Origin of the sequence: Candidatus Nanosynbacter sp. TM7-008 (assembly GCF_022828245.2) — a bacterium.
GTDB lineage: Bacteria > Patescibacteriota > Saccharimonadia > Saccharimonadales > Saccharimonadaceae > Nanosynbacter.
The window spans coordinates 605,528-630,016 of record NZ_CP157587.1; the positions used below are offsets into that span (position 1 = coordinate 605,528).

Annotated in this window: 25 protein-coding genes and 1 tRNA gene; 2 read left to right on the forward strand and 24 right to left on the reverse strand. The window is 43.4% G+C overall.

The genetic code is table 11. The features are described from left to right. The first annotated feature begins 10 nt into the window (after positions 1-10). A complete protein-coding gene (locus tag LRM48_RS03305) occupies positions 11-598 on the forward strand; it encodes a hypothetical protein (protein ID WP_129631563.1) in 588 nt (195 codons plus the stop codon). Here the strand turns inward: LRM48_RS03305 and LRM48_RS03310 are convergent. Next, entirely contained in the window at positions 595-1,248 is a 654-nt protein-coding gene (locus tag LRM48_RS03310) for a regulatory protein RecX (RefSeq protein ID WP_243812220.1), read from the reverse strand. The two genes, LRM48_RS03305 and LRM48_RS03310, sit on opposite strands and share 4 nt — an antisense overlap. A gap of 11 nt (positions 1,249-1,259) precedes the next feature. After that, positions 1,260-2,315 (reverse strand): recombinase RecA, encoded by a 1,056-nt coding sequence (recA, locus tag LRM48_RS03315; RefSeq protein ID WP_129636736.1) that lies wholly within the window; start codon positions 2,313-2,315, stop codon positions 1,260-1,262. A gap of 67 nt (positions 2,316-2,382) precedes the next feature. Between recA and LRM48_RS03320 the strand changes: the two genes are divergently transcribed. Beyond that, complete coding sequence (locus LRM48_RS03320; protein WP_129744432.1) at positions 2,383-2,775, forward strand: type II secretion system protein; 393 nt, start codon at positions 2,383-2,385, stop codon at positions 2,773-2,775. A gap of 4 nt (positions 2,776-2,779) precedes the next feature. Here LRM48_RS03320 and LRM48_RS03325 read toward each other — a convergent pair whose 3' ends face one another. The 22 genes from LRM48_RS03325 to LRM48_RS03430 form a co-directional block, all read right to left on the reverse strand. After that, positions 2,780-3,616, reverse strand: coding sequence for a PH domain-containing protein (locus LRM48_RS03325; RefSeq protein ID WP_243812219.1), 837 nt, complete (start codon positions 3,614-3,616; stop codon positions 2,780-2,782). Positions 3,617-3,728: 112 nt separating this feature from the next. Continuing rightward, the gene (ruvB, locus tag LRM48_RS03330) at positions 3,729-4,727 is read right to left on the reverse strand and encodes a Holliday junction branch migration DNA helicase RuvB (protein ID WP_243812218.1); all 999 of its coding nucleotides are present in this window, start codon (positions 4,725-4,727) and stop codon (positions 3,729-3,731) included. Positions 4,728-4,797: 70 nt separating this feature from the next. After that, positions 4,798-5,373, reverse strand: a complete 576-nt coding sequence (gene ruvA / locus LRM48_RS03335) for a Holliday junction branch migration protein RuvA (RefSeq protein ID WP_243812217.1) — start codon at positions 5,371-5,373, stop codon at positions 4,798-4,800. A gap of 7 nt (positions 5,374-5,380) precedes the next feature. Continuing rightward, positions 5,381-5,854, reverse strand: coding sequence for a crossover junction endodeoxyribonuclease RuvC (gene ruvC, locus LRM48_RS03340; protein WP_129631598.1), 474 nt, complete (start codon positions 5,852-5,854; stop codon positions 5,381-5,383). Positions 5,855-5,870: 16 nt separating this feature from the next. After that, complete coding sequence (locus LRM48_RS03345; RefSeq protein ID WP_243812216.1) at positions 5,871-7,676, reverse strand: lamin tail domain-containing protein; 1,806 nt, start codon at positions 7,674-7,676, stop codon at positions 5,871-5,873. 99 nt (positions 7,677-7,775) lie between these two features. After that, on the reverse strand, positions 7,776-8,492 hold the full coding sequence (locus tag LRM48_RS03350) for a YebC/PmpR family DNA-binding transcriptional regulator (RefSeq protein ID WP_129744428.1): 717 nt from the start codon (positions 8,490-8,492) through the stop codon (positions 7,776-7,778). Positions 8,493-8,539: 47 nt separating this feature from the next. After that, positions 8,540-9,991: a ComEC/Rec2 family competence protein gene (locus LRM48_RS03355; protein ID WP_243812215.1), complete on the reverse strand. Its 1,452-nt coding sequence runs from the start codon at positions 9,989-9,991 to the stop codon at positions 8,540-8,542. Between the two features lie 64 nt (positions 9,992-10,055). Beyond that, a tRNA-Lys gene (locus LRM48_RS03360) sits at positions 10,056-10,132 on the reverse strand. A 47-nt stretch (positions 10,133-10,179) separates the two neighbouring features. After that, positions 10,180-10,659: a hypothetical protein gene (locus LRM48_RS03365; RefSeq protein WP_243812214.1), complete on the reverse strand. Its 480-nt coding sequence runs from the start codon at positions 10,657-10,659 to the stop codon at positions 10,180-10,182. Further along, a complete protein-coding gene (locus LRM48_RS03370) occupies positions 10,656-11,147 on the reverse strand; it encodes a DUF192 domain-containing protein (protein ID WP_243812213.1) in 492 nt (163 codons plus the stop codon). The genes LRM48_RS03365 and LRM48_RS03370 overlap by 4 nt, the downstream gene beginning before the upstream one ends. Before the next feature lie 24 nt (positions 11,148-11,171). Continuing rightward, the gene (locus LRM48_RS03375) at positions 11,172-12,089 is read right to left on the reverse strand and encodes a RimK family alpha-L-glutamate ligase (RefSeq protein WP_243812212.1); all 918 of its coding nucleotides are present in this window, start codon (positions 12,087-12,089) and stop codon (positions 11,172-11,174) included. After that, the gene (locus tag LRM48_RS03380; protein ID WP_243812211.1) at positions 12,089-12,595 is read right to left on the reverse strand and encodes an ATP-dependent zinc protease family protein; all 507 of its coding nucleotides are present in this window, start codon (positions 12,593-12,595) and stop codon (positions 12,089-12,091) included. Before LRM48_RS03380 ends, LRM48_RS03375 begins: the two co-directional genes overlap by 1 nt. A 23-nt stretch (positions 12,596-12,618) precedes the next feature. Further along, positions 12,619-15,819 (reverse strand): hypothetical protein, encoded by a 3,201-nt coding sequence (locus LRM48_RS03385; RefSeq protein WP_243812210.1) that lies wholly within the window; start codon positions 15,817-15,819, stop codon positions 12,619-12,621. Between the two features lie 60 nt (positions 15,820-15,879). Further along, positions 15,880-16,989 (reverse strand): molecular chaperone DnaJ, encoded by a 1,110-nt coding sequence (gene dnaJ / locus LRM48_RS03390; protein WP_243812209.1) that lies wholly within the window; start codon positions 16,987-16,989, stop codon positions 15,880-15,882. A gap of 102 nt (positions 16,990-17,091) precedes the next feature. Beyond that, positions 17,092-18,981 carry a molecular chaperone DnaK gene (gene dnaK / locus LRM48_RS03395; RefSeq protein ID WP_243812208.1) on the reverse strand — a complete coding sequence of 630 codons (1,890 nt, stop codon included), beginning with the start codon at positions 18,979-18,981 and terminating at the stop codon, positions 17,092-17,094. Between the two features lie 145 nt (positions 18,982-19,126). Then, positions 19,127-19,591, reverse strand: coding sequence for a nucleotide exchange factor GrpE (locus tag LRM48_RS03400; protein WP_129744680.1), 465 nt, complete (start codon positions 19,589-19,591; stop codon positions 19,127-19,129). An 18-nt stretch (positions 19,592-19,609) separates the two neighbouring features. Next, the gene (locus LRM48_RS03405; protein ID WP_129744681.1) at positions 19,610-20,320 is read right to left on the reverse strand and encodes a transcriptional regulator; all 711 of its coding nucleotides are present in this window, start codon (positions 20,318-20,320) and stop codon (positions 19,610-19,612) included. Between the two features lie 50 nt (positions 20,321-20,370). Further along, positions 20,371-21,738, reverse strand: coding sequence for an LssY C-terminal domain-containing protein (locus LRM48_RS03410; protein WP_129744682.1), 1,368 nt, complete (start codon positions 21,736-21,738; stop codon positions 20,371-20,373). Beyond that, on the reverse strand, positions 21,735-22,445 hold the full coding sequence (locus tag LRM48_RS03415; RefSeq protein WP_129637153.1) for a guanylate kinase: 711 nt from the start codon (positions 22,443-22,445) through the stop codon (positions 21,735-21,737). Before LRM48_RS03415 ends, LRM48_RS03410 begins: the two co-directional genes overlap by 4 nt. 9 nt (positions 22,446-22,454) lie before the next feature. Next, positions 22,455-22,913 carry a 5' nucleotidase, NT5C type gene (locus LRM48_RS03420; protein ID WP_243812207.1) on the reverse strand — a complete coding sequence of 153 codons (459 nt, stop codon included), beginning with the start codon at positions 22,911-22,913 and terminating at the stop codon, positions 22,455-22,457. Between the two features lie 2 nt (positions 22,914-22,915). Further along, positions 22,916-23,878: a hypothetical protein gene (locus LRM48_RS03425; protein ID WP_243812206.1), complete on the reverse strand. Its 963-nt coding sequence runs from the start codon at positions 23,876-23,878 to the stop codon at positions 22,916-22,918. Between the two features lie 110 nt (positions 23,879-23,988). Next, positions 23,989-24,459, reverse strand: a complete 471-nt coding sequence (locus tag LRM48_RS03430) for a hypothetical protein (RefSeq protein WP_243812205.1) — start codon at positions 24,457-24,459, stop codon at positions 23,989-23,991. Positions 24,460-24,489: the final 30 nt, after the last annotated feature.

Below are 24,489 nucleotides of genomic sequence, written 5' to 3' on the forward strand. Positions count from 1 at the left end.
TAATATAGTTATGCTTATATCCGCAGATCGCTTCCTTGATATTCCCGTCATGAGTCTTCAGACGGGCTCCGAACTGGCGCGAACATCGCGGGAAATCATCAATCCGAAGAATCTATCTATAATAGCATATGAACTTGAAGGGCGACTTTTGGACCAGCACCCTAGCCTGCTTCGCATCGATGACGTCAGAGAAATCGGACCACTCGGTATGATTATCGATTCAACCGACGAGATTATTGGCATTGATGATGTGATTACTATAAAAGAAATTTATGACATCAATTTTACACTAAAAGACAAGTTGGTTATTGATGAAAAAAATAAGAAAATCGGAAAAGTTATCGGCTACACTTTGGCAGCTGGGAATTTTATTATACAGCAGCTTCGAATTCGGCGACCGTTCTTGAAAAGCTTTGGTGATACAGAGCTACTTATTCATCGTTCTCAGATTATAAAAGTAACCGATGATAAAATCGTTGTAAAATCAGCAACCATCTCGCACATAGCCGAAAAAACACCTATTCCGCAGATAAATTCATACGAAAATCCATTCCGCAAGCAGCCTCGTCCACAACCAGAATCTACAAAAGTTGATTAATCTTTTGGGTTTTCAAGAGCCTTCTTAATGTCGTCGTAAGAAAAACCCTGCCTAGCCAAATATTGCATTAACTTCTGCTGATCGCTATATCGATAACGTTTTTTAGCGATAATCTTCCGCAACTCCTCGTCATCAGAGCGAATATTCTCTTTAACTAACGACTCAATCGTTGCATTATCAATCCCCTTTTGCGCCAGCTCCAACTTCAAACGACGAATACTAGCACCTTTTTTCATGAACCGCTGCTCAAACCAAAATCGAGCAAATTTTTCATCGTCCAAATATTTTTTCTCAATAAGACGATCCAAGACGCGCTCAGCAATCTCCGGCTTCACTCCGGGATGCTCAATAATTTTTCCAGTTTTCGCCGAACGTCGACGAGTGGCTAGCGTTTTCCGACACAAATAATCGCGCACTTCTTTGATGGCTCGCGGACGTATTAAGCAGTATTCTATAGACCTAGCATACAACTTACCAAACTGGCTATCGTCTTCTAGTTTCGAAATTTCCTCTTCCGTATATTCGCGACCGATCTTAATGCCTAGCTCGCCGACCTGAAATACGTCCAAGCTAAAACGATATTTCCCGTCAACACTTACATTGACACGATTTTTATCACGAGCCTGAAGAGAAATATCGGTGATTTTCATCTATATATGAATTAACTTTCCGCTTCCTTAACTTTATCACGTACTTTCTGATCAATTTCCGCCAGAACCTCAGGATTTTCCTTCAAGTAAGTCTTCGTTTTATCGCGCCCCTGACCAATCGTTTCGCCGTTATATTTATAAAACGCACCCGACTTTTCAACTATACCGTGCGTTGCCGCCAAGTCCAGAATGTCGCCAGTTTTACTAATTCCCTCGTTATACATAATGTCAAATTCAGCCACGCGGAACGGCGGTGCAATCTTATTCTTCACGACCTTAATTTTCGTGCGGTTACCAATAATATCATCGCCAACTTTGATCTGACCAATTCGACGAATGTCAATTCGCTGCGACGCGTAAAATTTCAACGCATTACCGCCAGTTGTCGTTTCAGGATTACCAAACATCACGCCAATTTTCATACGAATCTGATTGATAAAGATCACCGTGGCTTTTGACTTATTGATAATTCCCGTCAATTTACGTAGAGCCTGGCTCATTAATCGAGCCTGAAGACCCATGTGAGAATCACCCATATCGCCATCAATTTCAGCCTGTGGTGTCAAGGCAGCCACCGAGTCGACTATCACCAAATCCACCGCGTTCGAACGAACTAGCGTCTCCGTAATCTCTAATGCTTGCTCACCGTTATCTGGCTGAGAAACCAACAAATTTTCCGTGTCCACGCCCAGACGCTTAGCGTATGCTGGATCAAGCGCGTGCTCGGCATCAATAAACGCCGCCGTTCCGCCCTGCTTCTGAATTTCTGCAATAGCGTGAAGCGTTAATGTTGTCTTACCTGAGCTTTCCGGACCATAGATTTCTATGATACGACCCTTTGGATATCCGCCACCGAGTGCCAAATCCAAGCTCAAAGCACCAGAAGGAATTACTTCAACATCAACTTTATGAGCCTCGCCCAATTTCATAATCGATCCGTCGCCAAACTGCTTGGTGATTTGATCCATCGCTAAACCAAGCGCCTTAAGTTTGCCTTCATCAACTTTTTTATCCGATGCCTGACTTGACTTTTCTGGATTTACTGTTTTACTGTCTGATTTTGCCATAGCATTCCCTCCTTAGTTACTTCCTTTATTATACCGATTTGTTGCAAGATTTGCTATAATTACATTCATGAATAAGCGAAACGGTTTCACTATTATTGAACTTTTGGTTGTAGCGACTTTCTTGATTATCATCGCAATCTTAGGTTTCTCACAATATACAAAATTGACCAACGAATCAAACAATGCCAAAAAACGCACCGCGATTAACGCCATGCATTATAGCCTGGAAGAAGGTTTTTACGTTAAAAATGGCTATTACCCAGAGAAGTTAGAAGAAGGCACGCTTCCGACTATGGATCCCGCGTTGCTGAAAGACCCGCAAGGTAAGAAAATTGGCGAAAAAGACAGCAGTTACCGCTATGAATCTTCAAATTGTAATGACGGAAAATGTAAGTCATACAAACTTGTTGCGACGCTTGTCAATGAAGATGACTACGTAAAAGAAAGTCGCCATAAATAATTAGCTAATCATCACAAACAGGACGGCCATTCTTAAAGTCTTCAATGGCATTATTGATTATCGCAATTTGCTTGCGTGGATTTGCCACAAAATGAAATATATATGTTGTTTCCTCGCCTTCGGTACTGAGACGAATCGTGCCATAATTGAAAAGAGTCTGAATAATTCCAGATTGGAGGAAGCTTGCATCTTCAATACTGCCTAAGCTCACCGTTTGCTCGTGCCTATAAAATAAGCTACCCTGGATTTCCTGAATTACACTTTCGTTGGTCATGTAAAAATGATTTTGCAAATATATCCACAAGGACATCGCACCGCCAAGCGCCACCAACCCAATAAGCAACATCGCCACGCCAAACACATCGGTCAGCGAAGGCATCGGCGAAATAATTGCGTCACGAGCAATTGACGGATAAAACATCACAAACACCATGATCATCACCACCAAGAAAACCGAAATTCCTGTCGGGATTAGCATGCCAATCGGATGGCGTTTAATATCCAAAATAATATATTCACCTTCACTCAAATTGAGATTCGGGTATTGCTGAACTGATTTTTCGTGTTTTTGTTTCAGGTCGTCACTAATAGTAAACGGCTTCGGGTCAATATCTCGCGCAACATGTACGACTTGCGGTTCATTAGCATACTGACTACGCAATCGCGGATCAAAATTCTCCCCATCAATAATTTTCGGTCTTGCCGTCACATAAGAATTCGTCTGCGCCACAACCGGAGCTGGACGACCAGTCTGTGGCGGATGATGATATAGTGGTCGACCATCAGCATCATACGCAACAGGCTGCGTTAAATCTTCTGACGAGGATGTTTGTGGATTCATGCCTATATTATAACACGACAGAACTTAAGATAGCCTTGTTTTTTGCCCATGACTGCTCCTAGTTAAGTTTGTCTGGTTTTGTTAAAACACAAAAAGCCGAAGAATACGATAACTATTTTCCCAAATGTCGCTTTGCCTTAATTGTTACTCGACGACCACGCGGCGTGCGCTCAATAAAACCAATTTGTAGCAAATATGGTTCATAAAAATCCTCAATTGTTGTCGCCTCGTCACCAGTCAACGCCGCAATTGTTGTTAATCCAACAGGATTATCGCCATAATTTTCCAGAATCGATTGCAATAAATTACGATCAGCCGGATCCAATCCCAGTTCATCTACTTCCAGCATCTCCAAAGCGTTGGTTGTAGTTTTTACATCAATTATTCCGTCGCCATTAACATCGGCGTAATCACGAACTCGCTTAAGAAGCCTATTGGCAATACGTGGCGTCAAGCGCGCCCGCGTCGACAATAAATCCGCCGCCTCACTTCGAATTGACGACTCTAAAATCTTCGCACTACGCGTCACAATTTTCGCAATATCCTCTGGCGTGTAAAATTCCAAACGATAAATATGCCCGAACCTATCACGCAAAGGTGCCGCCAAACTTCCGGTTCGTGTCGTTGCGCCAATCACCGTAAACCGCGGTAAATCTAATCGAATTGATCGCGCTGCCGGACCTTTTCCAATCACAATATCCAGCTTAAAATCTTCCATTGCGGAGTACAAAATTTCCTCCACTGATCTCCCCAACCGATGAATCTCATCGATAAACAGAATATCACCGTCCGACAAATTAGTCAGAATTGACGCCAAATCGCCCGCTTTTTCAATAGCCGGACCACTGGTAATTCGCAAATTCGTGCCCATTTCATTAGCAATCACCGTCGCCATAGTTGTTTTACCAAGCCCCGGCGGACCATATAATAATACGTGATCCAACGGCTCGCCGCGCTTTTTGGTTGCATCAATCGCCAAGCGTAAATTACGTTTTAATCTTTCCTGACCAACATACTCAGCAAAACTCTGCGGACGCAGACTCACCTCAATTCGCTGCTCTTCAGAATCATCATCATGCGAACTTGTATCAACTATTCTTTCAATTGCCATAAACTAATTATAACATTTACAAGCAATAACTTAATTTAGGGTCAATAATTAAATATTAGAATGCAAAGATCTATTTCTTCAGCGCCTCAGTTACTCGCTGAGATGTCGGCAAATTGACATCGACATTTTCAAGTGCCTTAGTGGCATCTGCCAGCGTATAGCCCAAAGCCATCAACGCCTCCAAAGCTTCATCAGAAGTGTTTAATTCAGTCTGCAACGGAGTTTCCGTTCGGCCGTAATGAGTCGGTAAACCAACTTTATCGCTCAGATCAACCACCACTCGCTCGGCGGTTTTTTTGCCGACGCCAGTAGCCTTTTGTACAAAGCCGCTATCAGCATTAGCAATAGCATTGCGCACTTGCTCGGCATCACCCAAGCTTAAAATAGCCAGCGCAGCCTTCGGGCCAACCCCTTGAACCGTGATTAGCATTTCAAATAACTTTTTCGCCGCCAAGCTAGAAAACCCAAACAATTCCTCCGACTGTTCGCGCACGTGATGATAAGTGTAAAATTTTACTTCTTGATCTAATGTCACTGCGTCAAAATCATTAGTCGCCACACTAACTTCATATCCAACACCATGGACATCAATGACTAACGAGCCATTAAACTTCTCAGCAACTTTTCCAAAAACATGTGCAATCATATTTCAATTATACCCGATTCATCGCTGCGTGTGTAATTGCTGCAGCCAAAGCGTCCGCGCAGTCATCCGGCTTCGGAACATCTTTCAGACCTAAATTAAGTCGCACCATTTCTTGAACCTGCTTTTTATCGGCCTTGCCATAGCCGGTCAAAGTTTGTTTTATTTGCAGTGGCGTATATTCAGCAATCGGCATTCCGGCTTTTCGTCCAGTCAACATCGCCACGCCGCGCGCTTCCGCCACAGAAATTGCCGTCGTAACATTGCGCGCAAAAAATAGCTTTTCAATCGACATAACATCAGGATTTGTTTCGGCAATAATTTCTGTCAGGCTATCGAAAATATCTTCAAGCCTTTCGTCAATTGGCGTATGTGCCGGCGTCGTCACAACTCCCGCCGTAACCATTTTAAACTTGCCACGAGAAAAATCAATCACACCAAACCCCAAAATCCCCGTTCCCGGGTCAATCCCGATAATTCTCATATCTTTATTATAGCAATTATTTACCGTTAGCGGATTTAATGCTTTCGCGGATTTTTCGTACAAATTGCGAAATTTCCCATCGCCATTGCCATACGCCATAACCGACGGCCAGTAAACTCACGCCGCCAAATACCCACCAGCCCCAAGTAGCACCAGCGACTTGCTTAACTTCAGCGGCCGCCGAACCAACAGTTGGCATATTTGCAGATTTTATCTTTCGACATCGCTTAGTTTGCGGGTTGCGCTCAAATCCTTCTGGGCATTCTTTTGCTATGTCGTCAGTGGAGGCAATTTTCTTACATCGACCCGTAGCTGAATTGCGGAATTGACCTTCTGGGCAAGGCTTCAAAGTTTTTGCCGCAGCCGATGCGATAGATCGACATCTGCCAGTTTCTTCACTACGATAATAGCCATCTTTACAAGGCGTAATAGTTTTTGTTGCTTCAATTTTTCGACAACGGTGAGTTTCTGGATGACGATATTGACCGACAGGACAAAGGCTTTCAACGGGCGGGGTGGCAATTTTCACACATCTACCTAACACATTCCTCTCATAACCACTCTGACAGTCTGGATATTCCTTAAAGATATTCTCAGAATTTTCAGTTATCATAAACGTTTGCATCCACTCATCATCAATCAAACTCCACGAAGAGCTTTTCGCTAACTTCTCATATTCAGCGGAATCAATTTTCGAGCCAGCCTCGTCTAATAAATAAACTTTTCCTTTTGTTTTTGGCAATTTCAGATTCGTACTTTTTATTTTGATCACTAAAAATTCGCCAGGATTTAATTCGATATCACCAATATTTTCACGAACGCCAGAATCGCCAATCGTCAATTTACAGCCTGTCGTAATGACGGTTTTTTCGCCAGAATTGACAATTTCAATGAATTGTTCATCAATATTCGACGCGATTTCACTTAGCTTCAGACCTTCACATTTATTCAACTCCTTTGGAGATTCAGGTTTGTGCTCTGAACTCTTACAATTCGGACGTGAATAAGGCACAATTTCCTGATTATCAGAACCTTTACTCGATAAAAAATCAGTGGAATTATTTTTCGAATCAATAATATTTTCACCAATAAAACAGCGCCAAACAATTTTCACACTGCCTTTAATTGGCGAGCCTGCAGACTTTGAATTACTCCCCCAGCCAACAGTATCTGAAACCGACCCGTCCGAGCGCGACAGCACGACCGATCCATCATTTTGAGCCAAACCTAAATTATTATCAAACTTTATGGCGCCCGCCAACATCTTATCGTTCGACAAAACCAAAAATCCGTTCGCCGATATTACTTCATCCTTGAAAATTTTTCCAACGGTTTCAACTCCAGATCCAGTGTGATACTCTATTTTCCAACCAGCCAAATTAACATTCTGATTCGTCGGATTATAAATCTCAACGTATTTTTTGCCCTGACTAATCTTTGAAATTAATATCGGCGCATGTTCTTCTGTGCTTTCATCTGAATTATCTATTTTTGGCGGCTCAGATTCGGGGTTTGGCTCGGACTTTGAAGACTCATTGGTGGCAGGATTTTCACTCGGACTATCTATAGACGAATTCTCCGTTGAAGCCTCGGGATTTTCACTTGATTGGGAAGATGAATTGCTATTACTATTGATCTGCTCCTTGTCAACAACTGGATCTTTCACTTCCTCAGCCGATTTAAGGCTATTATCAACAGTCTGAACGTCATCAACTTTCGACTCTTGAGTAGTACTTGAAACGCCTTCCGCCAAAACCAACGGCGACGGCATTATTAGTGCCACGGCTAGTATCATAAGTAGTGTGTTGCGCAAATACTTCATGCTCGCTCCTTGCTTATGGTTAATCATCTTTAGTTTAGCGTACTTTTTGTCAAATTAAAAATCGCCCCAAAAAAGGAGCGATTACTTAAAGCGATGATTTTATTCCGCTGTGATATCCGCGTTCGTATGAACATTCACAACATCATCCAAATCGTCCAGCGCATCAATCATTTTCATCAATTTCTGCGCAGTTTCCATATCGGCAATTTCTATCGGTGCATTGGCAATGTATCGCAGTTCCGCATCTTTAACCTTCAAGCCTTGTTCAACCAATTTATTTCGCACGATCGCCAAATCTTTCAACTCTGTATACACGATAATCTCGCCATCTTCCTCGACAGCATCTTCGGCGCCAGCGTCCAAAACTGCCAGCAACAAATCTTCCCCGCTGCCTTCGATAGTAATGACGCCTTTGCGCGTAAATTGGAACATCACACTACCAGCATCAGCAATTCGCCCGCCATTTTTAACCAACGCAGTTTTTACCTCTGGCAATGTTCGATTGCGATTATCTGTCGCCGTTTCAATAATAACGCCTACGCCGCCAGGACCATAACCTTCGTAAGCAATTTCCTCCAAAGCCGCCGCGCTCTTATCCGCCACTCGGTCAATTGCTCGCTGGATGTTTGCACTAGGCATATTCGCAGCCTTAGCTTTTTCAATTGCCATCGCCAAACTTGAGTTCAGCGCTGGATCTGTACCGCCACGTGCCGCAATAGCAATTTGATTACCCAATTTCGTAAAAATTGCGCCGCGCTTAGCGTCAACAATCGCTTTTTGTCGGTGAGTTGTAGCCCATTTACTGTGTCCTGACATAATTTCTCCTAAAGTTATTTGCTATTTCAATCTGTTACTATTATACACTACTCCACAATATTTATCTTAGCGAGGTCCAATTTAGTTTGCTTTTTCATCCAAATCATTGCCAAAATTAGCACCACATATAAAACCACACATTGCCACAAATTAATGCTAACTTCCATTTGAGCCCATTCAAATCCAGCTGTCCAATTGGTGACTTGGATCATATAACCAAGTAGCCACGTCGTCGGAATTGCAATCAACGCGCCAATCATCGGCACAAAAACCAGCACGCCCGACATAAATGTCAGCAGCATCGCTAGCGGCACAAACGGCAAAATCAACATATTCGCGATTAACGCCACATTACTAATAACACCAAAACTCATCATAAGTAGCGGCAACGTCATAATTTGCGCCGACAAAGTTTCAATTAAAATTTGTCGAAACGCGCCCGGCTCTTTATTGCCAAAAAAGTAAGAATGTAGAAGCGGCGCCAACATAATTACGCCCGCAAACGAAGCAAAGCTTAATTGCCAGCCCAAATCGCCCCAACCAAATTGCGGATTTATCAATAGCGTAATTGCCGCCGACACAGGAAGTAGGACCAGCGGATGAATTGTCCGGCCGTAATACCACGCCGCCAAACTCAGCCCCGCCACCAAACCAGCTCTCGACATGCTAGGACTTAATCCAGTCACCGCCATAAAACCAATTATCATAACAGCCGTGCTGAGCATCGCTAAATATTTTGATCGCTTGGCGAATAATCGTCGCGCTAAACGAACTAAAATTGTTAAATTATAGCCGCTCGCCACCACGATATGCGTTAGTCCAGCAATTTTCAAATTGTCACTTAATTCAGTTGGCATAGCACGCCTTAAACCCAATAAAAATCCCAATCCCAACGCGGACTCTGATTCCGGAACATACTCACGGACCCGCCCCGCAAACCAATCACGAACTCCCACCGCCACATCACCCGGAACTGGTCTTTCGGCGCTAATAATTTTCGCCCGATATACGCTTGCTGAAAAAGCCCCAAATCCCGCCGTCATTTTACCCTTAACCTTCACGATATCACTACGCTTAATTGAGTTTTTATCTGGCGTCGTCACCCAAATTTGTCCCGGCAATTTTTCATTATTCATCTGCAGATTGCCCAATCTAAGAACTGTTTGGCTATTTTTATCGAGATCAGGATCCTCCAAAACTTGACCCTGGATAATTGCGACTTTTCCGATTAACGAATCATAAACCTCCACGCCTTTTCTGCCGATTTCACCGCGCCAAAGACCAACCAAAACTCCAGAAATAATTGCTAAAATCACGAAAAATCGCCAGCGCCAAATTGCCACAATTACAAAAATAGTCAGCCCGACCAATAAAAATAATGAGTTCGCCACAAACGACCGCGGTATGTAATGGATGGAAATTACGCCAATTGTCAGACCGAGACACCACGCCGCCACCAACCAAGAAATATGCAACTTCTTAAATAGCCAACTATTCATACTTAAAGTATATCTGGATCTGAAGCCATAAAAAAGACTCCGCCAAGGGAGTCGATTTCAAATTTGGAGGGTCCACCGGGGCTTGAACCCGGGACACCCTGCTTAAAAGGCAGGTGCTCTAACCAGCTGAGCTATGGACCCATTCGGAATATCCGCTTTCTTCATCCTAGCACAAACCAACACAAAGGTCAATGCTTAGCGAGTTTATGTCCACCAGTATGTAGTGAAAAAATGTCAATTAGACCGCACACCAGACCAAACGTAGCCATATATCGCCAATTATTCGCGAAAATCTTATACAACTCCAACGCCTGTCCGTCTGGTGATATATATTTTCCCAGAGGAACCACCAATAGCGCTGCTATCAAAAACGCAATTCCCACCGCCGAGACAATTCTCTCATGTTTTTTCTGATATCTAGGTCCGCTTAGAAGAAGCATAATTAGCGGAACCAACGTTAAGACTAATCCCGAAATTACACCATTTGGCAATAAACCAGTTTCCAACTTCAAGCCGTCCAGCACCCCCGTCAGCCAGCTACCCCACCATTCTGACAGTAAAAATCCCGTCGCCAACGCCAACGCCAATGGACCGAATCTTCGAGATGAAACAAATGCAACCACAAAAACCGTTACTAAAATTACTCCAAATAGAATTATCACGCTCATTTATCCTCCTCCAAATCAAATTTTACCTGTGACCCAACCGTAACGCTCGCCCGCTTAGCAACACCCGCCTTCACCTCCAATACGTACTTCGCGGGAACTGGTGGCGCATATTTTTCATGCGGCTCAGCATCCGGCTTGACGTTATGTTTTACATAGACAACACGCTTTTTATCATTGATCCAAATCATATCGACCGAAAACTTCATATCTTTCATCCACATTTTATGACGATCGTTATGGTCAAACACGAACAGCATGGCATAATTCTCATCAATTCCCAGCCTTCCAGACAAGCCTTTCCGCTGCGATTCTTCATCATTAGCAATTTCCGCCCGAAGCATCGTCTTATTAAGGTAAATCATTTCCGTTTTTGGCGAAACCGTTCGAAAAGCATAAAAAATTGCCCCACCAATAACCATCAGCATTCCGCAGATAAATATCCATTTGATGACAGTCTGAGTTACTGTCGAGTGACGAGGCTCGTCCATAAACCTATTATAACAAGTTTATGCTTAAGCGCCGATTTTATCTTTTTTATTGCCACGCTTGGCATTTCGATCGATGTATTCGATTATCTTTCCAGCCACATTTCGGCGAGTAATTTTCTCAATTCCAAATCCTGGACTAGCATTAACTTCCAGCACCAAAGCTCCACGGCTTGATCTCATGAAGTCAACTCCAGCAACCGTTAGCCCCATTGCCTTAGCGGCTTTCACACACATTTTACGCTCAGAATCTGTCAATTTTATACTGGTTCCTTCGCCGCCCTTGTGTAAATTGCTACGAAAATCATCGTCCAAACTCTGACGCTTCATACTAGCCACCACTTGACTACCAACCACAAACGCACGAATATCGACACCAGCCGACTCTCTAATAAACTCCTGGAGCAGCACGTTCGTGCCATCCGAGTTGGTCAAATAGAACGCCTGAAGAACCGACTTGGCGGCCTTTTTGGTTTCCGCCAGAACCACGCCATTTCCGTGCGTACCACGCGCCAACTTAATAATTGCCGGCATACCACCGATCTCTTCAATGAGCGAATCAATGTCAGTCGCGTTTCGAGAAAAGACCGTCTTCGGAATCGATACTCCCGCTTTAACTAATAGCTGCGTTGAGCGCAATTTATCCCGCGCCCTAGTAATTGCAATTGAACGATTCATAAAAAACGCCTTCGGATACATCATCTCCAATTGACGCAAAACCGCTGTTCCATACTTTGTCATATGGCTCGCAATTCGCGGAATCACCACATCAAATTCATCCATCTCTTTACCCTTATAAATAACCGTCGGATGCTTTTCGTCAATTGAAACGTAGCAGTTTTTATACTTAATAACCTTAACTTGATGACCGCGCTTTTCAGCCTCTTCTTTCAGGCGAAGCGTCGAATAATTAATGTTGCCGTTGGATAAGATTGCAATTCGCATTATTTTTCTTCACCTTTCTGATGATATTTTTTATAAAATTCGTATGGATTCAATTTTACTTCTTCATTAAGGCTAGCAGTTACGGACGGTTTTTTCCTGCGAACATTTTTTCTTGATACGTCCACTAGGAATTTTCCAGAAATCGACCGTCTCCCAATTAACACCGGAAATTCATTCTTTGACCGGTCAGACAAATTCATCAGCATTTTAATTTTTCGCCCACCAATCTTCACCCAAAAGTGCGTTCGATAGCGAATCTGATTTTGACCCATTGCGGAGCGCACGCTAGCCACAGAATAATCAGTTCTCTTAAATACCTTACCATTATAATACGACGAACCCTTGCCAAATAGAGAAAATTTCAACACTCCATCTTTATCAACGCGAATATTGCTCGCCCAAACCGCACTGGAATCGGCGCCCGTATCAATTTTAGCTGGGACTTTTTGCGCTCGCTTACCAAAATCTACAAACTCAGTTGAGCCAATAACGGTTTTTTCTTTCATACGTCCATATTATGGCATAAAAACTATCTTTTTACAATATCTTGCCTTTTGCTTCTTTGAGCTCTCGCTACCACAATTATCACCGCTACGATGATAGATATACCAGCCAAAATAGCTAATACATAAGTGTATCCCGACAATAGATATATCAAAGCTAATGTCACATATACAGCACCCCAGGTCGTAATCAGTCGTTTGTTAAGCACCAACCCCACGACAACCATCAATGAATGCTCTATTAGGAATAATATTTCCATAACGCTGTCTCCTGCGAACGCCAAGACGAGAGTCGGCAGACTAAACACAGAGAGAGCCAGTACTAGATGCACTGTCGTAGACTTATGAATATACCCCAACCAACGCCACGACATCACCGCTCCCGAAAGAATTGCCGCTGACCACAAATATGGTATTGTGATAGCGTGAACGGGTAGGGCTAGGTTTTTAATAGTAAATAAAACGCCGCACAAAATCAGGATTACACCTGAATCAAAATATAAAATATTCTTTTTAGGAACACCTTCGAACATCAAGGCTATACCGTTAATTATCCACACCAGCGCTGCCAGAATCACTGACGCCACAGTAGCGCTAACTGATGTAGCAATAGACAATAAGACTACCGACCAGCCGATGGCGCTATAGAACGAAGAGTAATACCAAAGACTCGACATCTTTCTGGTTCGCGCAGCAATAGCCAAGCCGTAAAACACCGCAAAAACAACCAGGGCAACGACTGACATAAATTCGAGTGGAATAGCAAACCATTGAGCTATAAGGCAAAGCAACAACACCAGACTCGGATGTGCAGCTATTGCCATTATTCGCCAATCTCGTTTAGCAAGTACCGCCATATAAAGAGCCGCTACGGCTGCTAGCCATCCCAATACCTTGAACGACAAATCATATGTTGCCAGTAGATTAATCATTGGAAGCGCTATCGCTGGAACTGTAGCAGCGCACAGCGTCATATCACCAATAATTGACGATTGCCTATTCATTCGCAGCATCCAGTACAAAGACCCAAAACCAACTAGACTCACCCATGAAGCAATTGCAAGATTATCATTAAACGGTATATTCAACCAATGCAGGGATAATAAAACAAAGATGATTGTCATAATATATGCCCCACCCAAATAAACCTCTCTACGACATCGGTAAAATGCATAGTATAGTAACGCCACTAGCGGCAACCAAACTATCGGATGAATTGACGACAATATAATAAGCACAGCCACACCAATAATAGAATATAGAAGCAGCTCACGACTTTTGATGGCCGTGTTGCCATGACGACGATAAAGCCATTCTACTATTAATAGCGACGACACATTTATCCACGCCATTAAAATAGAGACGTTTTCACTAGACACCGAAAAACCTAAAGCTAGCAAAAATACCGACAACATTAAAGAGGTATGAACTCCAACTACAAACTCATAAACTTTTTCGCGCCATACAATCACACTCATAATGCCAGCGCCGATAGCTATCGCGCCCGATAGACACATCAGGGATTCCTCTGTCGCATAAGTGGCTATCATCGCTGAAGTAAACATTGCCATTAATAGCCAAGTTGACGCAGCGCCATATACTAAAGCAGCTTGACTTTTACTAATATTCGGACGCTTCAAAATTAGCAATCGGCAAATAACTGGTAGTGGCGTCATGAATAGAAAAATTAGATACTGTACGCGTGGTGCTATGGCTATATCGATATTGAATAGTGTTATACCAATCGGCACCAATAGAATCCCAGATATCACAACCATAATACCGAAGCGGGCACGGCGTAACAAAAAAAGGATTGCAAGACTAATCGCTGAAATAACACCAATAAAGGTAAAAGCAACCATCATTCGTAGCGAATCTCCAGAACCGATCACGCCAAACAAAGCGCTTAATGACACAGCAAAACTAGCCCACAATACTATTTCATGATGTCTATCATACTGTTTCTGAATGCACATTGATACAGCGGACCAGATTATATTTCCAAGCGCTACTAGCCCCAAAATCACACTTACGACCAACTGATTATCGTCAGACAAATACATTGTAAAACTAGTAGCCATTACCATTAACAATAAGCGAGCTGTTGTCAATTCATAAGTACGCATCTTTTTAGACTTCTCAACAAGAGCAACCGTAAAGTAATATGCAACGCTAGCAAATAACAGTACGCTAATATCTAATGTGCCCATATATGCCGACGAGCTAAGCGCGACAAACATCGTCATCGGCACGATAAACGGATTTACAACGTTTAACGGTTCGACGAACTGACGAGGAAGACGACTAGAAAAATATGCAGCCACAGTCATCAAACATCCAAATAGCAGCATTACAACGTAATACCAGACCAGCTGCGCATGCACGACAGCCGGCAAACTAGTCGTCATCGTAAACATCGATAGTAGCGATACATAAGCAAGAGGTCTACTATTCAATCTCACTGTAGCATCAACACACAAAATAGCACCAATTACAGAGGTAATAAGCCAGCACCATGCAGGGTCGATGCCTAAAAGCAAGTTCATAGTCCAGCCACCAATTGGTACAGCTGCCAAAGCCGTACCAATAAGTGCCGTCGACGCAGATTTCAATATTGGCAAGCGAGCATACAATATCTGACCAATAATATAATAAATAAAAATAAACAGCCACACCAATCCAAACCTAAGTTGGATAGATAGATTAATTGCCTGGGCTAGAAGCAATATTCCCGCAGTCAGAAGTAGCGATGCCGTATATAGCGCTATATTAATTGTAGTCTTACGGCCCCTCTCCTTTTCCTTGTCATCAATATGTGGTGCTTGTTCAATTGGTAAAGTCAGCATAAACACCGCAAACAACTTTTCTTCGTCATTAATATGTGATGTTCGTTCAATATTATTCTCAACAGGCACAGCAACCGTATTTACTCTCTCTTCAGCTGTGGAAATACTAGTAGGAATTATATTATCGAGATTCTCATTTTTACTGATATTCAACGGCATATTCGCAAGCCGCGAAGCGGCGCTTTGATTCTCGGTGATAAGCCTCACTTGACCGTTGTCATTCTCAATTTTTGCGCATCCATTTTGTGCATCACGCACACCATCCCAATATCCCTGCCGATAATCTTCGGAATAATTAGACGGCTGACTATTACCTCTCTGTAATAATTTTATTAGCTTAATTACTACAATAATAACTATTATCAGAAAAATTAATCCCATGCCTTCAATCCCTCTTATGTTAGCTTCAGTATAACACAGGATTTTTTCTCGACAAATATACTAGGAAAACAGTCCTCGTTTTTTCGCACCCTTAAATTGCTCCAAAAGCTCCTTCTGCTTTTTGGTCAATTTGGTTGGCGTATCAACAATAACACCCACAATATGCGGACCACGAGATTCACTATGTAAGTGCGGCACGCCATGACCCGACAACTTAAAGTCAGTGCCGCTCTGAGTGCCCGCCGGGATTTTCATCGTTATCACACCGTCCACAGTTTCCACATCAATTTCCGTTCCTAGCGCCGCATCAACCATAGAAATATGCTCTTCGCTAAGAATAATATTGCCTTCACGAGTGAATTTTTTATGCGCCTTAACGCGAATGTGGACATACAAATCACCTCTACTGCCACCAGCAACTGCTTCGCCACGATCGCGTAGACGAATTGTCGCGCCATCATCAATCCCTGCCGGAATTTTAATAGTGATATCCTGATTCTGTCGGTTCGTGCCTTTTCCTCGACAAACTGAACATTCTTTTTCAGGAACTTTCCCCTTACCATGACAAGTTTCACAAACAACCGCCTGCTGAATTTGTCCAAATAGCGAATTCATCGTTCGAGTTTGCTGACCCGCGCCCTTACAAGTTGGGCACGTTTTCATTCCAAATCCAGGCTCGGCGCCATCGCCATGACAATGTTCACATTCAACATCCAGCATTAAACTAATTTTCTTTTCTACACCAAATACCGCGTCCTCAAAACTTAGTGTTACGCTAGTTTCAACATCACGCCCACGCGAACGACCATTCCCAGCGCCGCCAGAAGCACCACCGAAGAATTGGCTAAAAATATCACCTAGTCCACCATCACCAAAATCAAAGTGAACATTTTGACCGCCAAATCCACCAAATCCCTCAAACGGATTACCGGAAAAACCGCCGCCAGAAGCACCACCCACGCCAGCATGACCAAATTGATCATAACGCTGTCGCTTCTGCTTGTCTTTCAAAACTTCATAGGCCTCATTAATTTCCTTAAACTTAGCCTCATCGCCGCCCTGCTTATCAGGGTGATATTTAATTGCTAATTTACGAAAAGCCTTTTTTATCTCATCTTCAGAAGCGGTCTTTGGAACGCCCAATATTTCATAATAATCACGCTTACTCATACCTTATATATTATACGCGTTTAGCACTCTCAGTGCAAGAGTGCTAAGTTCAAAAAAGGCCACTCTTTTTATCGAGCAGCCTTCTTTGTAAATACGTTAGGTTTATTTTTCGTCGACAATTTCGCCTTCGACCGGCTCGTCTTTATCAGACTTTTTGTCGCCAGCTTCGTCAGCTTTTTTATCGTCGGCTGATTGTTGATACATCTTAGCCCCAATTGGCATAATCGCGTCATTCAAGGCTTTAATTGCAGCGTCCAATTCATCCTTATCTTCAGAATCTTTGTGCTTTTCAGCCTCTTCGACAGCTTTTTCAATCGCTTGCTTATCATCGTCAGAAATCTTATCTTTGAATTCGTCTGGCATTTTCTTTGCCTGATAAATAGCGTTTTCAAGCTGATTCTTCGTATCGACAGTTTCGCGTTTTTTCTTGTCTTCGTCCGCGTGAAGTTCGGCTTCTTTTTGCGCCTTCTCAATATCTTCCTTGCTCATATTGCCAGAGTTTTGGATAGTGATTGATTGCTCTTTACCTGTTCCCTTGTCTTTGGCCGTAACGTTAAGAATACCGTTGGCATCAATGTTAAAGGTCACTTCAATTTGAGGCACACCGCGTGGTGCTGGCGCAATACCATCAAGCACAAAACGACCCAAACTCTTATTGTCATTAGCAAACTCGCGCTCACCCTGAAGAACGTGAATTTCCACCTGAGGCTGATTGTCCGCAGCTGTCGAGAAAACCTCACTCTTGCTTGTTGGAATCGTCGTATTTCGGTCAATCAACTTCGTCGACACACCGCCCATCGTCTCAATTCCAAGAGAAAGCGGAGTCACATCCAGAAGCAGCACATCCTTAACATCACCAGCCAAGACACCGCCTTGGATTGCGGCACCAACAGCCACAACCTCATCTGGGTTCACGCCTTGCATTGGATCTTTTCCAAAGAAATTCTTTACGCGCTCAACTACAGCTGGCATACGAGTCATTCCACCAACCATAACTACATTGTTAATGTCGGACTTAGAAAGCTTGGCATCCTTCAAAGCCTTTTCTACTGGACCATCCAAGCGATCCAATAGACCCTTAACCAAGTCTTCCAACTTAGCACGACTCAAGCTCATCTCAAAGTGCTTTGGACCATCAGCATCAGCAGTGATAAATGGAATGTTGACTTCATATTCAGTAACCGTCGACAATTCTTTCTTCGCTTTTTCAGCCTCATCCTTCAAGCGCTGCATCGCTGCATTATCTTTACGAAGATCAATTCCCTCCTTTGATTTGAAGTCGTCCAAGAAGTAGTTAACAATAGTGTTGTCGAAATCCTCACCACCAAGGTGTGTATCACCATTAGTTGCCTTAACTTCAAATACGCCGTCACCCAGTTCCAACACCGACACGTCAAACGTACCACCACCAAGGTCGAACACTACGATAGTTTCGTCGTTTTTACCCTTTTCTAGACCATAAGCCAAAGCCGCAGCTGTTGGTTCGTTAATAATACGCTTAACTTCCAATCCAGCAATTTTACCAGCATCCTTAGTCGCTTGGCGCTGTGAATCGTCAAAGTACGCCGGCACCGTAATCACTGCTTCCGTCACTTTTTCACCCAAGAAAGCTTCGGCGTCAGCCTTGATTTTACTAAGAATCATTGCTGAAACTTCTTCTGGTGTATATTCCTTATCACCCATCTCGACCGCCACACCAGTACCTTTTTTAACAATCTTGTACGGCATGATATCTAAGTCTTTTTGCACTTCCTTATCATCAAACTTACGACCAATCAAACGCTTAACACCGTAAATCGTGTTTTTTGGATTTGTTACGCGCTGACGCTGAGCAACTTGACCAACAAGTCGTTCACCCTTTTTATTAACCGCAACCACAGATGGCGTAGTACGATTACCTTCGGCGTTAGAAATTACCTCTGGTTTTCCAGCTAACATATACGCAAATGCGCTGTTGGTTGTACCAAGGTCAATACCAATAATTTTACCCATATGATTCCCCTTTCTGTTATGATCACATCTGGCCTATATCTTATATTCATTCTAGCACTCTTTCGTGGCGAGTGCCAACTATCTCAGTATAAATAATTAGCACTCTAATGTCAAGAGTGCTAATAGCTGTTTTTTCGCAATCATATTACTGACGAGTGACTTTTACCATTGCGTCGCGAATAACTGAGCCGTTCAAAGTATAGCCAGCGCGAAGCTCCTCGGCAATAACTTCCTTATCGCCATCCGTCGATTCGTCAAATTGAACAGCCTGATGGAATTCAGGATTAAACAAAGTTCCGGATTTGGCGTCAATTTTTTCCAAACCAATCTCCTTCAACTGCTTGTCAAGCTGCTTGCTCAGACCAGCCACACCCTTAACCCACGCATTATCTTGAATCTCCTCTGGGACGTTAGCAACAGCTCGCTCAATTGTATCAATAACTGGCAATAATTTCATCACCGACTTAGTCTGACCCATTTGATGCGCTGACTGTTTTTCTGCCTCCACGCGCTTACGATAATTCTCAAAATCCGCTCGAGTCCGCTGCAGATCCGACGTCAGCTCAGCAATTTCTTTCTCTAAATCTTCAGCTTTTTTATTCTTCGTCATTTTTCCTCCTTTTAGCCACTATAAGACTTCTTCCAGCATCGCGCCCGTACGACGCACCAGCTCCATCGTTCGACGATAATTCTGTCGCGTCGGACCAATCACACCGATGTAATTATCGCCACCAGACGATGACTTAAATTTACTTATAATCAACGTAGCACCACTGCTTTTGCCAATTGGATTTTCGCTACCAATAAACACATTTAGCGGTTCGTCCGGTGCCGCTTCGCGCAGCCACGGCTCGATATTGTCAATCAATTTAGCAACCGCCTGAATGTGATCGCCATCGCCAAACTCTGGTTGACTGAATAACTGAGTCATTCCGTTCATATACAAACTCGAACCAAATGACGCAAAACCAAAATTGCCAGTCATTTCCACCAAACCATCAACCGCTCGGCGAATCGCTTTGTCTGAAGTATCAACATTTGAATTGACGTGCGCTTCAATTGCCTTCGTGCTGCTATCAATACCGCTCGGCAATTCCGTCATTTGCGCTGCCGTGATTCCATTGACATAAAAACGATATCCCTTGTCTGTCGGAATTCGACCTGCGCTCGTGTGGGGCGCCTCAATAAATCCCATCTCCTCAAGCTTTGCCATTTCACTGCGAATCGTGGCACTGCTCACGCCAAACAGTTTGGCTAGCGTTACACTACCAACTGGCGCCGCAATTTCAGCGTATTGCTCAATAATAGCGACAAGGATTGCTTGTTGACGTTCGGTCATAGTCCAATTATATCGCAAATCTAGCACTCATACAAGCAGAGTGCCAAGCCTTATCGTCTTTCCGTAAAGTAGCGCGCTGCATCCGAAGAGAACAACATCATGATCATAATATGCACGCCAATTGAGATCAAAAGCAGCATAATCGACGCATTAATTCGCCCAATTGTCACGGATAAAGATTCGGTGACAATAGCTAGTGTCGCCACAGAAAGCAGTGAGATTCGCGCTCGGCTACTTCCTCGAAGTAGTAGCCCAACCAGCACGATTTCCGCCACAACCAACAACACATTAAAACCAGCCATCATTGACAACATGGTATTCGCGGCATTTATATCAATTCCGTCAATATTCGCAACTTGCACCAAAGTCGTCGGCCAGCTAGAAAAGTCCACCAGCATTTGCCCGATTGTGAATAACGACGCCAGAATCATTAGTCCGCCGCCAATTAAAATCTGCGGCGGTCGGCGGCCCCAAAGCTCTTCCAATAGGGTTTCGTGATTTCGCGGATGACGATCATAAATTGTGCCGTCCATAATCACCCCGAGCCGCGTTGAAGCCGTGACATTATCGTCAGTCTTTATCCGACCGACTTCCAAAATCGGCAAATCACCATCAGTGCGAATGGAATCCCCGAAACCGTTGCGCGAATGATAGCCCGTTGAGAAATCCTTTAATATCGTCACTCTAACATTTTTATTGTTACTTTTAACCGACTCAATGATATAATCTCGTTCAATATCAATATTCTCGTCAATTTTATGTGTGAACTGAAAAGTAAATAAAGAAAAGCCGATACTCTTATCGTACGTACCAGCCGCCAACCAATCAACTCGATGACCACCAGGAAGAAGCCAGCCATTTGGGCATCGCCAAAACCTAACATGATGACGACGCCTTGGGTTGCCGTCAACCTCTTGTTGATAAGCAAAGTCCTGCCGTCTACCAAACAAAAATGCTGGCGACACTGGCGCATTTGGATAACTACGACCACTCAGTACCGTAAGCACCATTTTCCAAGCTGACCTTGGAGTTATGTCATCCGCTAGAACCCAGCCAGCCTCAGTCATTGCTTTATGGAGCTTTTCTTCCGAGCCGCGCACACTCAAATTGACAGGGTCGCTTAATACTCCGTCCGCTGTTCGCGTCCTGCCAATAAAATAGTTCGGCACGTACATATTGCTCAAAATTCGATGGAGCCTAGGCAACGCCAAATACGCCACAATTATCCACACAACAAAGAACAAGCCAACCAGCCACCAGCCGCCCGTCGCCCAACCTTCTCTAAGTACCAACCACGCCAACCAAAACGACGCCAAACCTGCAAAGATAAAGAAGGACTGGTCTAACAATGTAGTCAAGGTCTTCGAAGAACGATCTTGTCTGGCTGCTATTTTTTTTGGAATTTTTACTGAACTCATAGATTAATTATATCATTGAGGAGATTTCGAGCCACCAAACGCGCCTCGTCATCTTGACGCTTAAACACGTCGCCGCGCAAAATAATTTCCTCGGTCACTCGAATTGCTCGCTCCAAATCGTCATTAATAATCACGTGATAATACGGAACTTCAAGCGCGTAAGCCAACTCTTTTATCGCCGAGGCATGACGCTTTGGCCACTCCGCTTGAAAATCTTCTTCAGTCGCGTAACGCTTTTTTAATCGCTCAATCCAAGTTTGACTATTTGGCGGCACAATGAAAATCGCAATGCTATCTGGCGCCAGTCGCTCATATTCCTCCACGCCCTGAACGTCAATGTCGGTAATTGCCACGCGGTTCTGATCATGCGCTAATTTCAGCTCAGCCACCGATGTCCCATAAACTGTACCGTGAACAAACTTCGCCTCGATAAATTCATTATTTTGTAACATATTTTCGGCAGTTTGCGAATCAATAAAATGATAGTCAATTCCATCTTGCTCGGCACATCCATTATTTGTGCGTGGCGCGCGCGTAGTGTGAGAAACAATATCGCGAAACTCCGGCGACTTCAGTAATTGTTTTTTTATCGTGTCTTTGCCCGCACCAGAAATTCCCGCAAGCAGCGCAATTTTCGTACTTTTAACCAACTCAATTGTCGATTCAGTTGGCTGATAATTTGTAATAAGATCTTCGATACTTGGCATAATATTTACCTATAATAACTCATCAAGTACAGATTGCCAATTGGGAAATTCAGAACTTCCAAAACGAATAAGCAGACCAGGAAATTCGCCTGCGCCATTCGCCGTCCGATCGTCAATCAAAATGTCGCCTCGACTCAAATTCTTTGCTGACGAAAAAATAACCTTACGGAAGAAAACATTATCCGAACCTTCGCCGCCAAAATACTTTTTCACCCACGCCAACTTATCACCCAAAGCCGTCGGATTTTCCCACGGAGAAGAAGATAAAATATATAAATCGTATTTGTCTTTCAGGGCGTAAACCGCATCGATAGCTCCAGGCACTGGATCCATTAAAGAAAAAATTCCTGGAATATTATCGTGCTGACCGGCAAACTCATCAATCAACTCAGGCGATATCTTCGTTAAAGCAGATTTGAAATCCGCCAAAACGCCATCCATATCAATATAAACAATAGGTTTTTTCACAACTAATCCCTTTTTAGCATTACCATAAATGCTTCGCTCGGTATGTCGACTTTACCGAAGCGCTTCATTCGTTTTTTACCGCGTGCTTGCTTGGCGAGAAGCTTCTTTTTACGACTGACATCGCCGCCGTAAAGATAGCCCGTAACATCTTTTCGATAAGCGCCAATATTTTCCCTGGCAATAAACTTACCGCCAATTGCCGCTTGCAATGAAACCTCAAAACTCTGACGCGGCACGACTTCCTTCAATTTCTTAACAATCTCACGCCCCAAATGCTGCGATTCCGACCGATGACACATCACGCTCAGCGAGTCAACCATCTCACCCGCTACATAAAAATCGACGCGCACCAAATCTTCCACCTGATAATCCGCCAACTCGTAATTAAACGAACCGTAGCCGCTGGTAATAGATTTCAATTGGTCATAAAAATCCGTCAACAAATTCGCGAGTGGCGCCGCAAATGAAATCAGCGCTCGCTCGTCAATGTAGCTCAGGTTTTTCTGGCGACCACGCTTACTCACGATCAACTGAATCACCGCACCAATATAATCCTGCGGCACGACAATTTCACCATCAATCCACGGCTCGCGAATCTCTTTTATTTGCGCTGGGTCGGGCAATTCACTAGCAGACTTGATATCCAGCTCCTCGCCATTCGTCAGACTAACTTGATAATCAGTACTCGGATTGGTCACAATTAAATCCAAATTATACTCACGTTCCAATCGCTCGCGAATAATATCCATATGTAGCAATCCCAAAAATCCAATTCGCACACCGTAGCCCAAAACCGGCGAATTCTCCGGCTCGAACTGTAACGCCGAATCGCTCAGACTCAACTTTTCAATTGCCTCTTTCAGGTCGTTATAGTCTTCGTTGGACACTGGGAAAAACCCCGCATAGACAAACGGCTTAACTTCTTTATAGCCTGGAAGTGGTTGGACGGTAATTTTTTTGGTCATAACTATTTGTTATTATATCAGCTCAATGTTTTTATATAAACGCACAGTAAATCGCTCCTTGCATGCCTACTTATTCTCAGCAAATTATTCCGTACACACTGAGGTCTAACCTATAACTGCTCAAAGATCTTATGAGCTTGATTCTTGCCAATAACCTGAACCAGTTCAACGTAACTCATCCACCGACCGCGTTTAGATTTGTCGCGACGATAGTCCTTCTCGTCAGTAATATCGCCCTTAACTATTGCATCAACATTACACCAAGCGACCCAAGGCATGTCATCGCTCAAAAAGCTATAGTCTAGATGAACATAATTTTCGTTGATCAGTTTATAGTCTGACGATGAAAATCCGCGCGCATACAACTCGCGGAGAATAGAGTCTGCTAGCTCGGCAAAACTGTCAACCGTAACACACAAAAAGTCATCGTATTCCTCACCGATTTCGTATGATCGTCCATTCATAAAAATACTATACGAATCATCGTCGACAATTTTCTCATCTAACCACACACGACGGTCACGTGTTACTGGAATCACCCGACATCTAATTTTCTCTGCAAAGTTTTTGAAATTACTCATAATTGCCAACGATAGACATATCAATATCCA

Bases quoted from the DNA above. Each gene is read 5' to 3' on its own strand.
- LRM48_RS03305 (WP_129631563.1), top strand. From the start codon at position 11: ATGCTTATATCCGCAGATCGCTTCCTTGATATTCCCGTCATGAGTCTT.
- LRM48_RS03310 (WP_243812220.1), bottom strand. From the start codon at position 1,248: ATGAAAATCACCGATATTTCTCTTCAGGCTCGTGATAAAAATCGTGTC.
- recA (WP_129636736.1), bottom strand. From the start codon at position 2,315: ATGGCAAAATCAGACAGTAAAACAGTAAATCCAGAAAAGTCAAGTCAG.
- LRM48_RS03320 (WP_129744432.1), top strand. From the start codon at position 2,383: ATGAATAAGCGAAACGGTTTCACTATTATTGAACTTTTGGTTGTAGCG.
- LRM48_RS03325 (WP_243812219.1), bottom strand. From the start codon at position 3,616: ATGAATCCACAAACATCCTCGTCAGAAGATTTAACGCAGCCTGTTGCG.
- ruvB (WP_243812218.1), bottom strand. From the start codon at position 4,727: ATGGCAATTGAAAGAATAGTTGATACAAGTTCGCATGATGATGATTCT.
- ruvA (WP_243812217.1), bottom strand. From the start codon at position 5,373: ATGATTGCACATGTTTTTGGAAAAGTTGCTGAGAAGTTTAATGGCTCG.
- ruvC (WP_129631598.1), bottom strand. From the start codon at position 5,854: ATGAGAATTATCGGGATTGACCCGGGAACGGGGATTTTGGGGTTTGGT.
- LRM48_RS03345 (WP_243812216.1), bottom strand. From the start codon at position 7,676: ATGAAGTATTTGCGCAACACACTACTTATGATACTAGCCGTGGCACTA.
- LRM48_RS03350 (WP_129744428.1), bottom strand. From the start codon at position 8,492: ATGTCAGGACACAGTAAATGGGCTACAACTCACCGACAAAAAGCGATT.
- LRM48_RS03355 (WP_243812215.1), bottom strand. From the start codon at position 9,991: ATGAATAGTTGGCTATTTAAGAAGTTGCATATTTCTTGGTTGGTGGCG.
- LRM48_RS03365 (WP_243812214.1), bottom strand. From the start codon at position 10,659: ATGAGCGTGATAATTCTATTTGGAGTAATTTTAGTAACGGTTTTTGTG.
- LRM48_RS03370 (WP_243812213.1), bottom strand. From the start codon at position 11,147: ATGGACGAGCCTCGTCACTCGACAGTAACTCAGACTGTCATCAAATGG.
- LRM48_RS03375 (WP_243812212.1), bottom strand. From the start codon at position 12,089: ATGCGAATTGCAATCTTATCCAACGGCAACATTAATTATTCGACGCTT.
- LRM48_RS03380 (WP_243812211.1), bottom strand. From the start codon at position 12,595: ATGAAAGAAAAAACCGTTATTGGCTCAACTGAGTTTGTAGATTTTGGT.
- LRM48_RS03385 (WP_243812210.1), bottom strand. From the start codon at position 15,819: ATGGGATTAATTTTTCTGATAATAGTTATTATTGTAGTAATTAAGCTA.
- dnaJ (WP_243812209.1), bottom strand. From the start codon at position 16,989: ATGAGTAAGCGTGATTATTATGAAATATTGGGCGTTCCAAAGACCGCT.
- dnaK (WP_243812208.1), bottom strand. From the start codon at position 18,981: ATGGGTAAAATTATTGGTATTGACCTTGGTACAACCAACAGCGCATTT.
- LRM48_RS03400 (WP_129744680.1), bottom strand. From the start codon at position 19,591: ATGACGAAGAATAAAAAAGCTGAAGATTTAGAGAAAGAAATTGCTGAG.
- LRM48_RS03405 (WP_129744681.1), bottom strand. From the start codon at position 20,320: ATGACCGAACGTCAACAAGCAATCCTTGTCGCTATTATTGAGCAATAC.
- LRM48_RS03410 (WP_129744682.1), bottom strand. From the start codon at position 21,738: ATGAGTTCAGTAAAAATTCCAAAAAAAATAGCAGCCAGACAAGATCGT.
- LRM48_RS03415 (WP_129637153.1), bottom strand. From the start codon at position 22,445: ATGCCAAGTATCGAAGATCTTATTACAAATTATCAGCCAACTGAATCG.
- LRM48_RS03425 (WP_243812206.1), bottom strand. From the start codon at position 23,878: ATGACCAAAAAAATTACCGTCCAACCACTTCCAGGCTATAAAGAAGTT.
- LRM48_RS03430 (WP_243812205.1), bottom strand. From the start codon at position 24,459: ATGAGTAATTTCAAAAACTTTGCAGAGAAAATTAGATGTCGGGTGATT.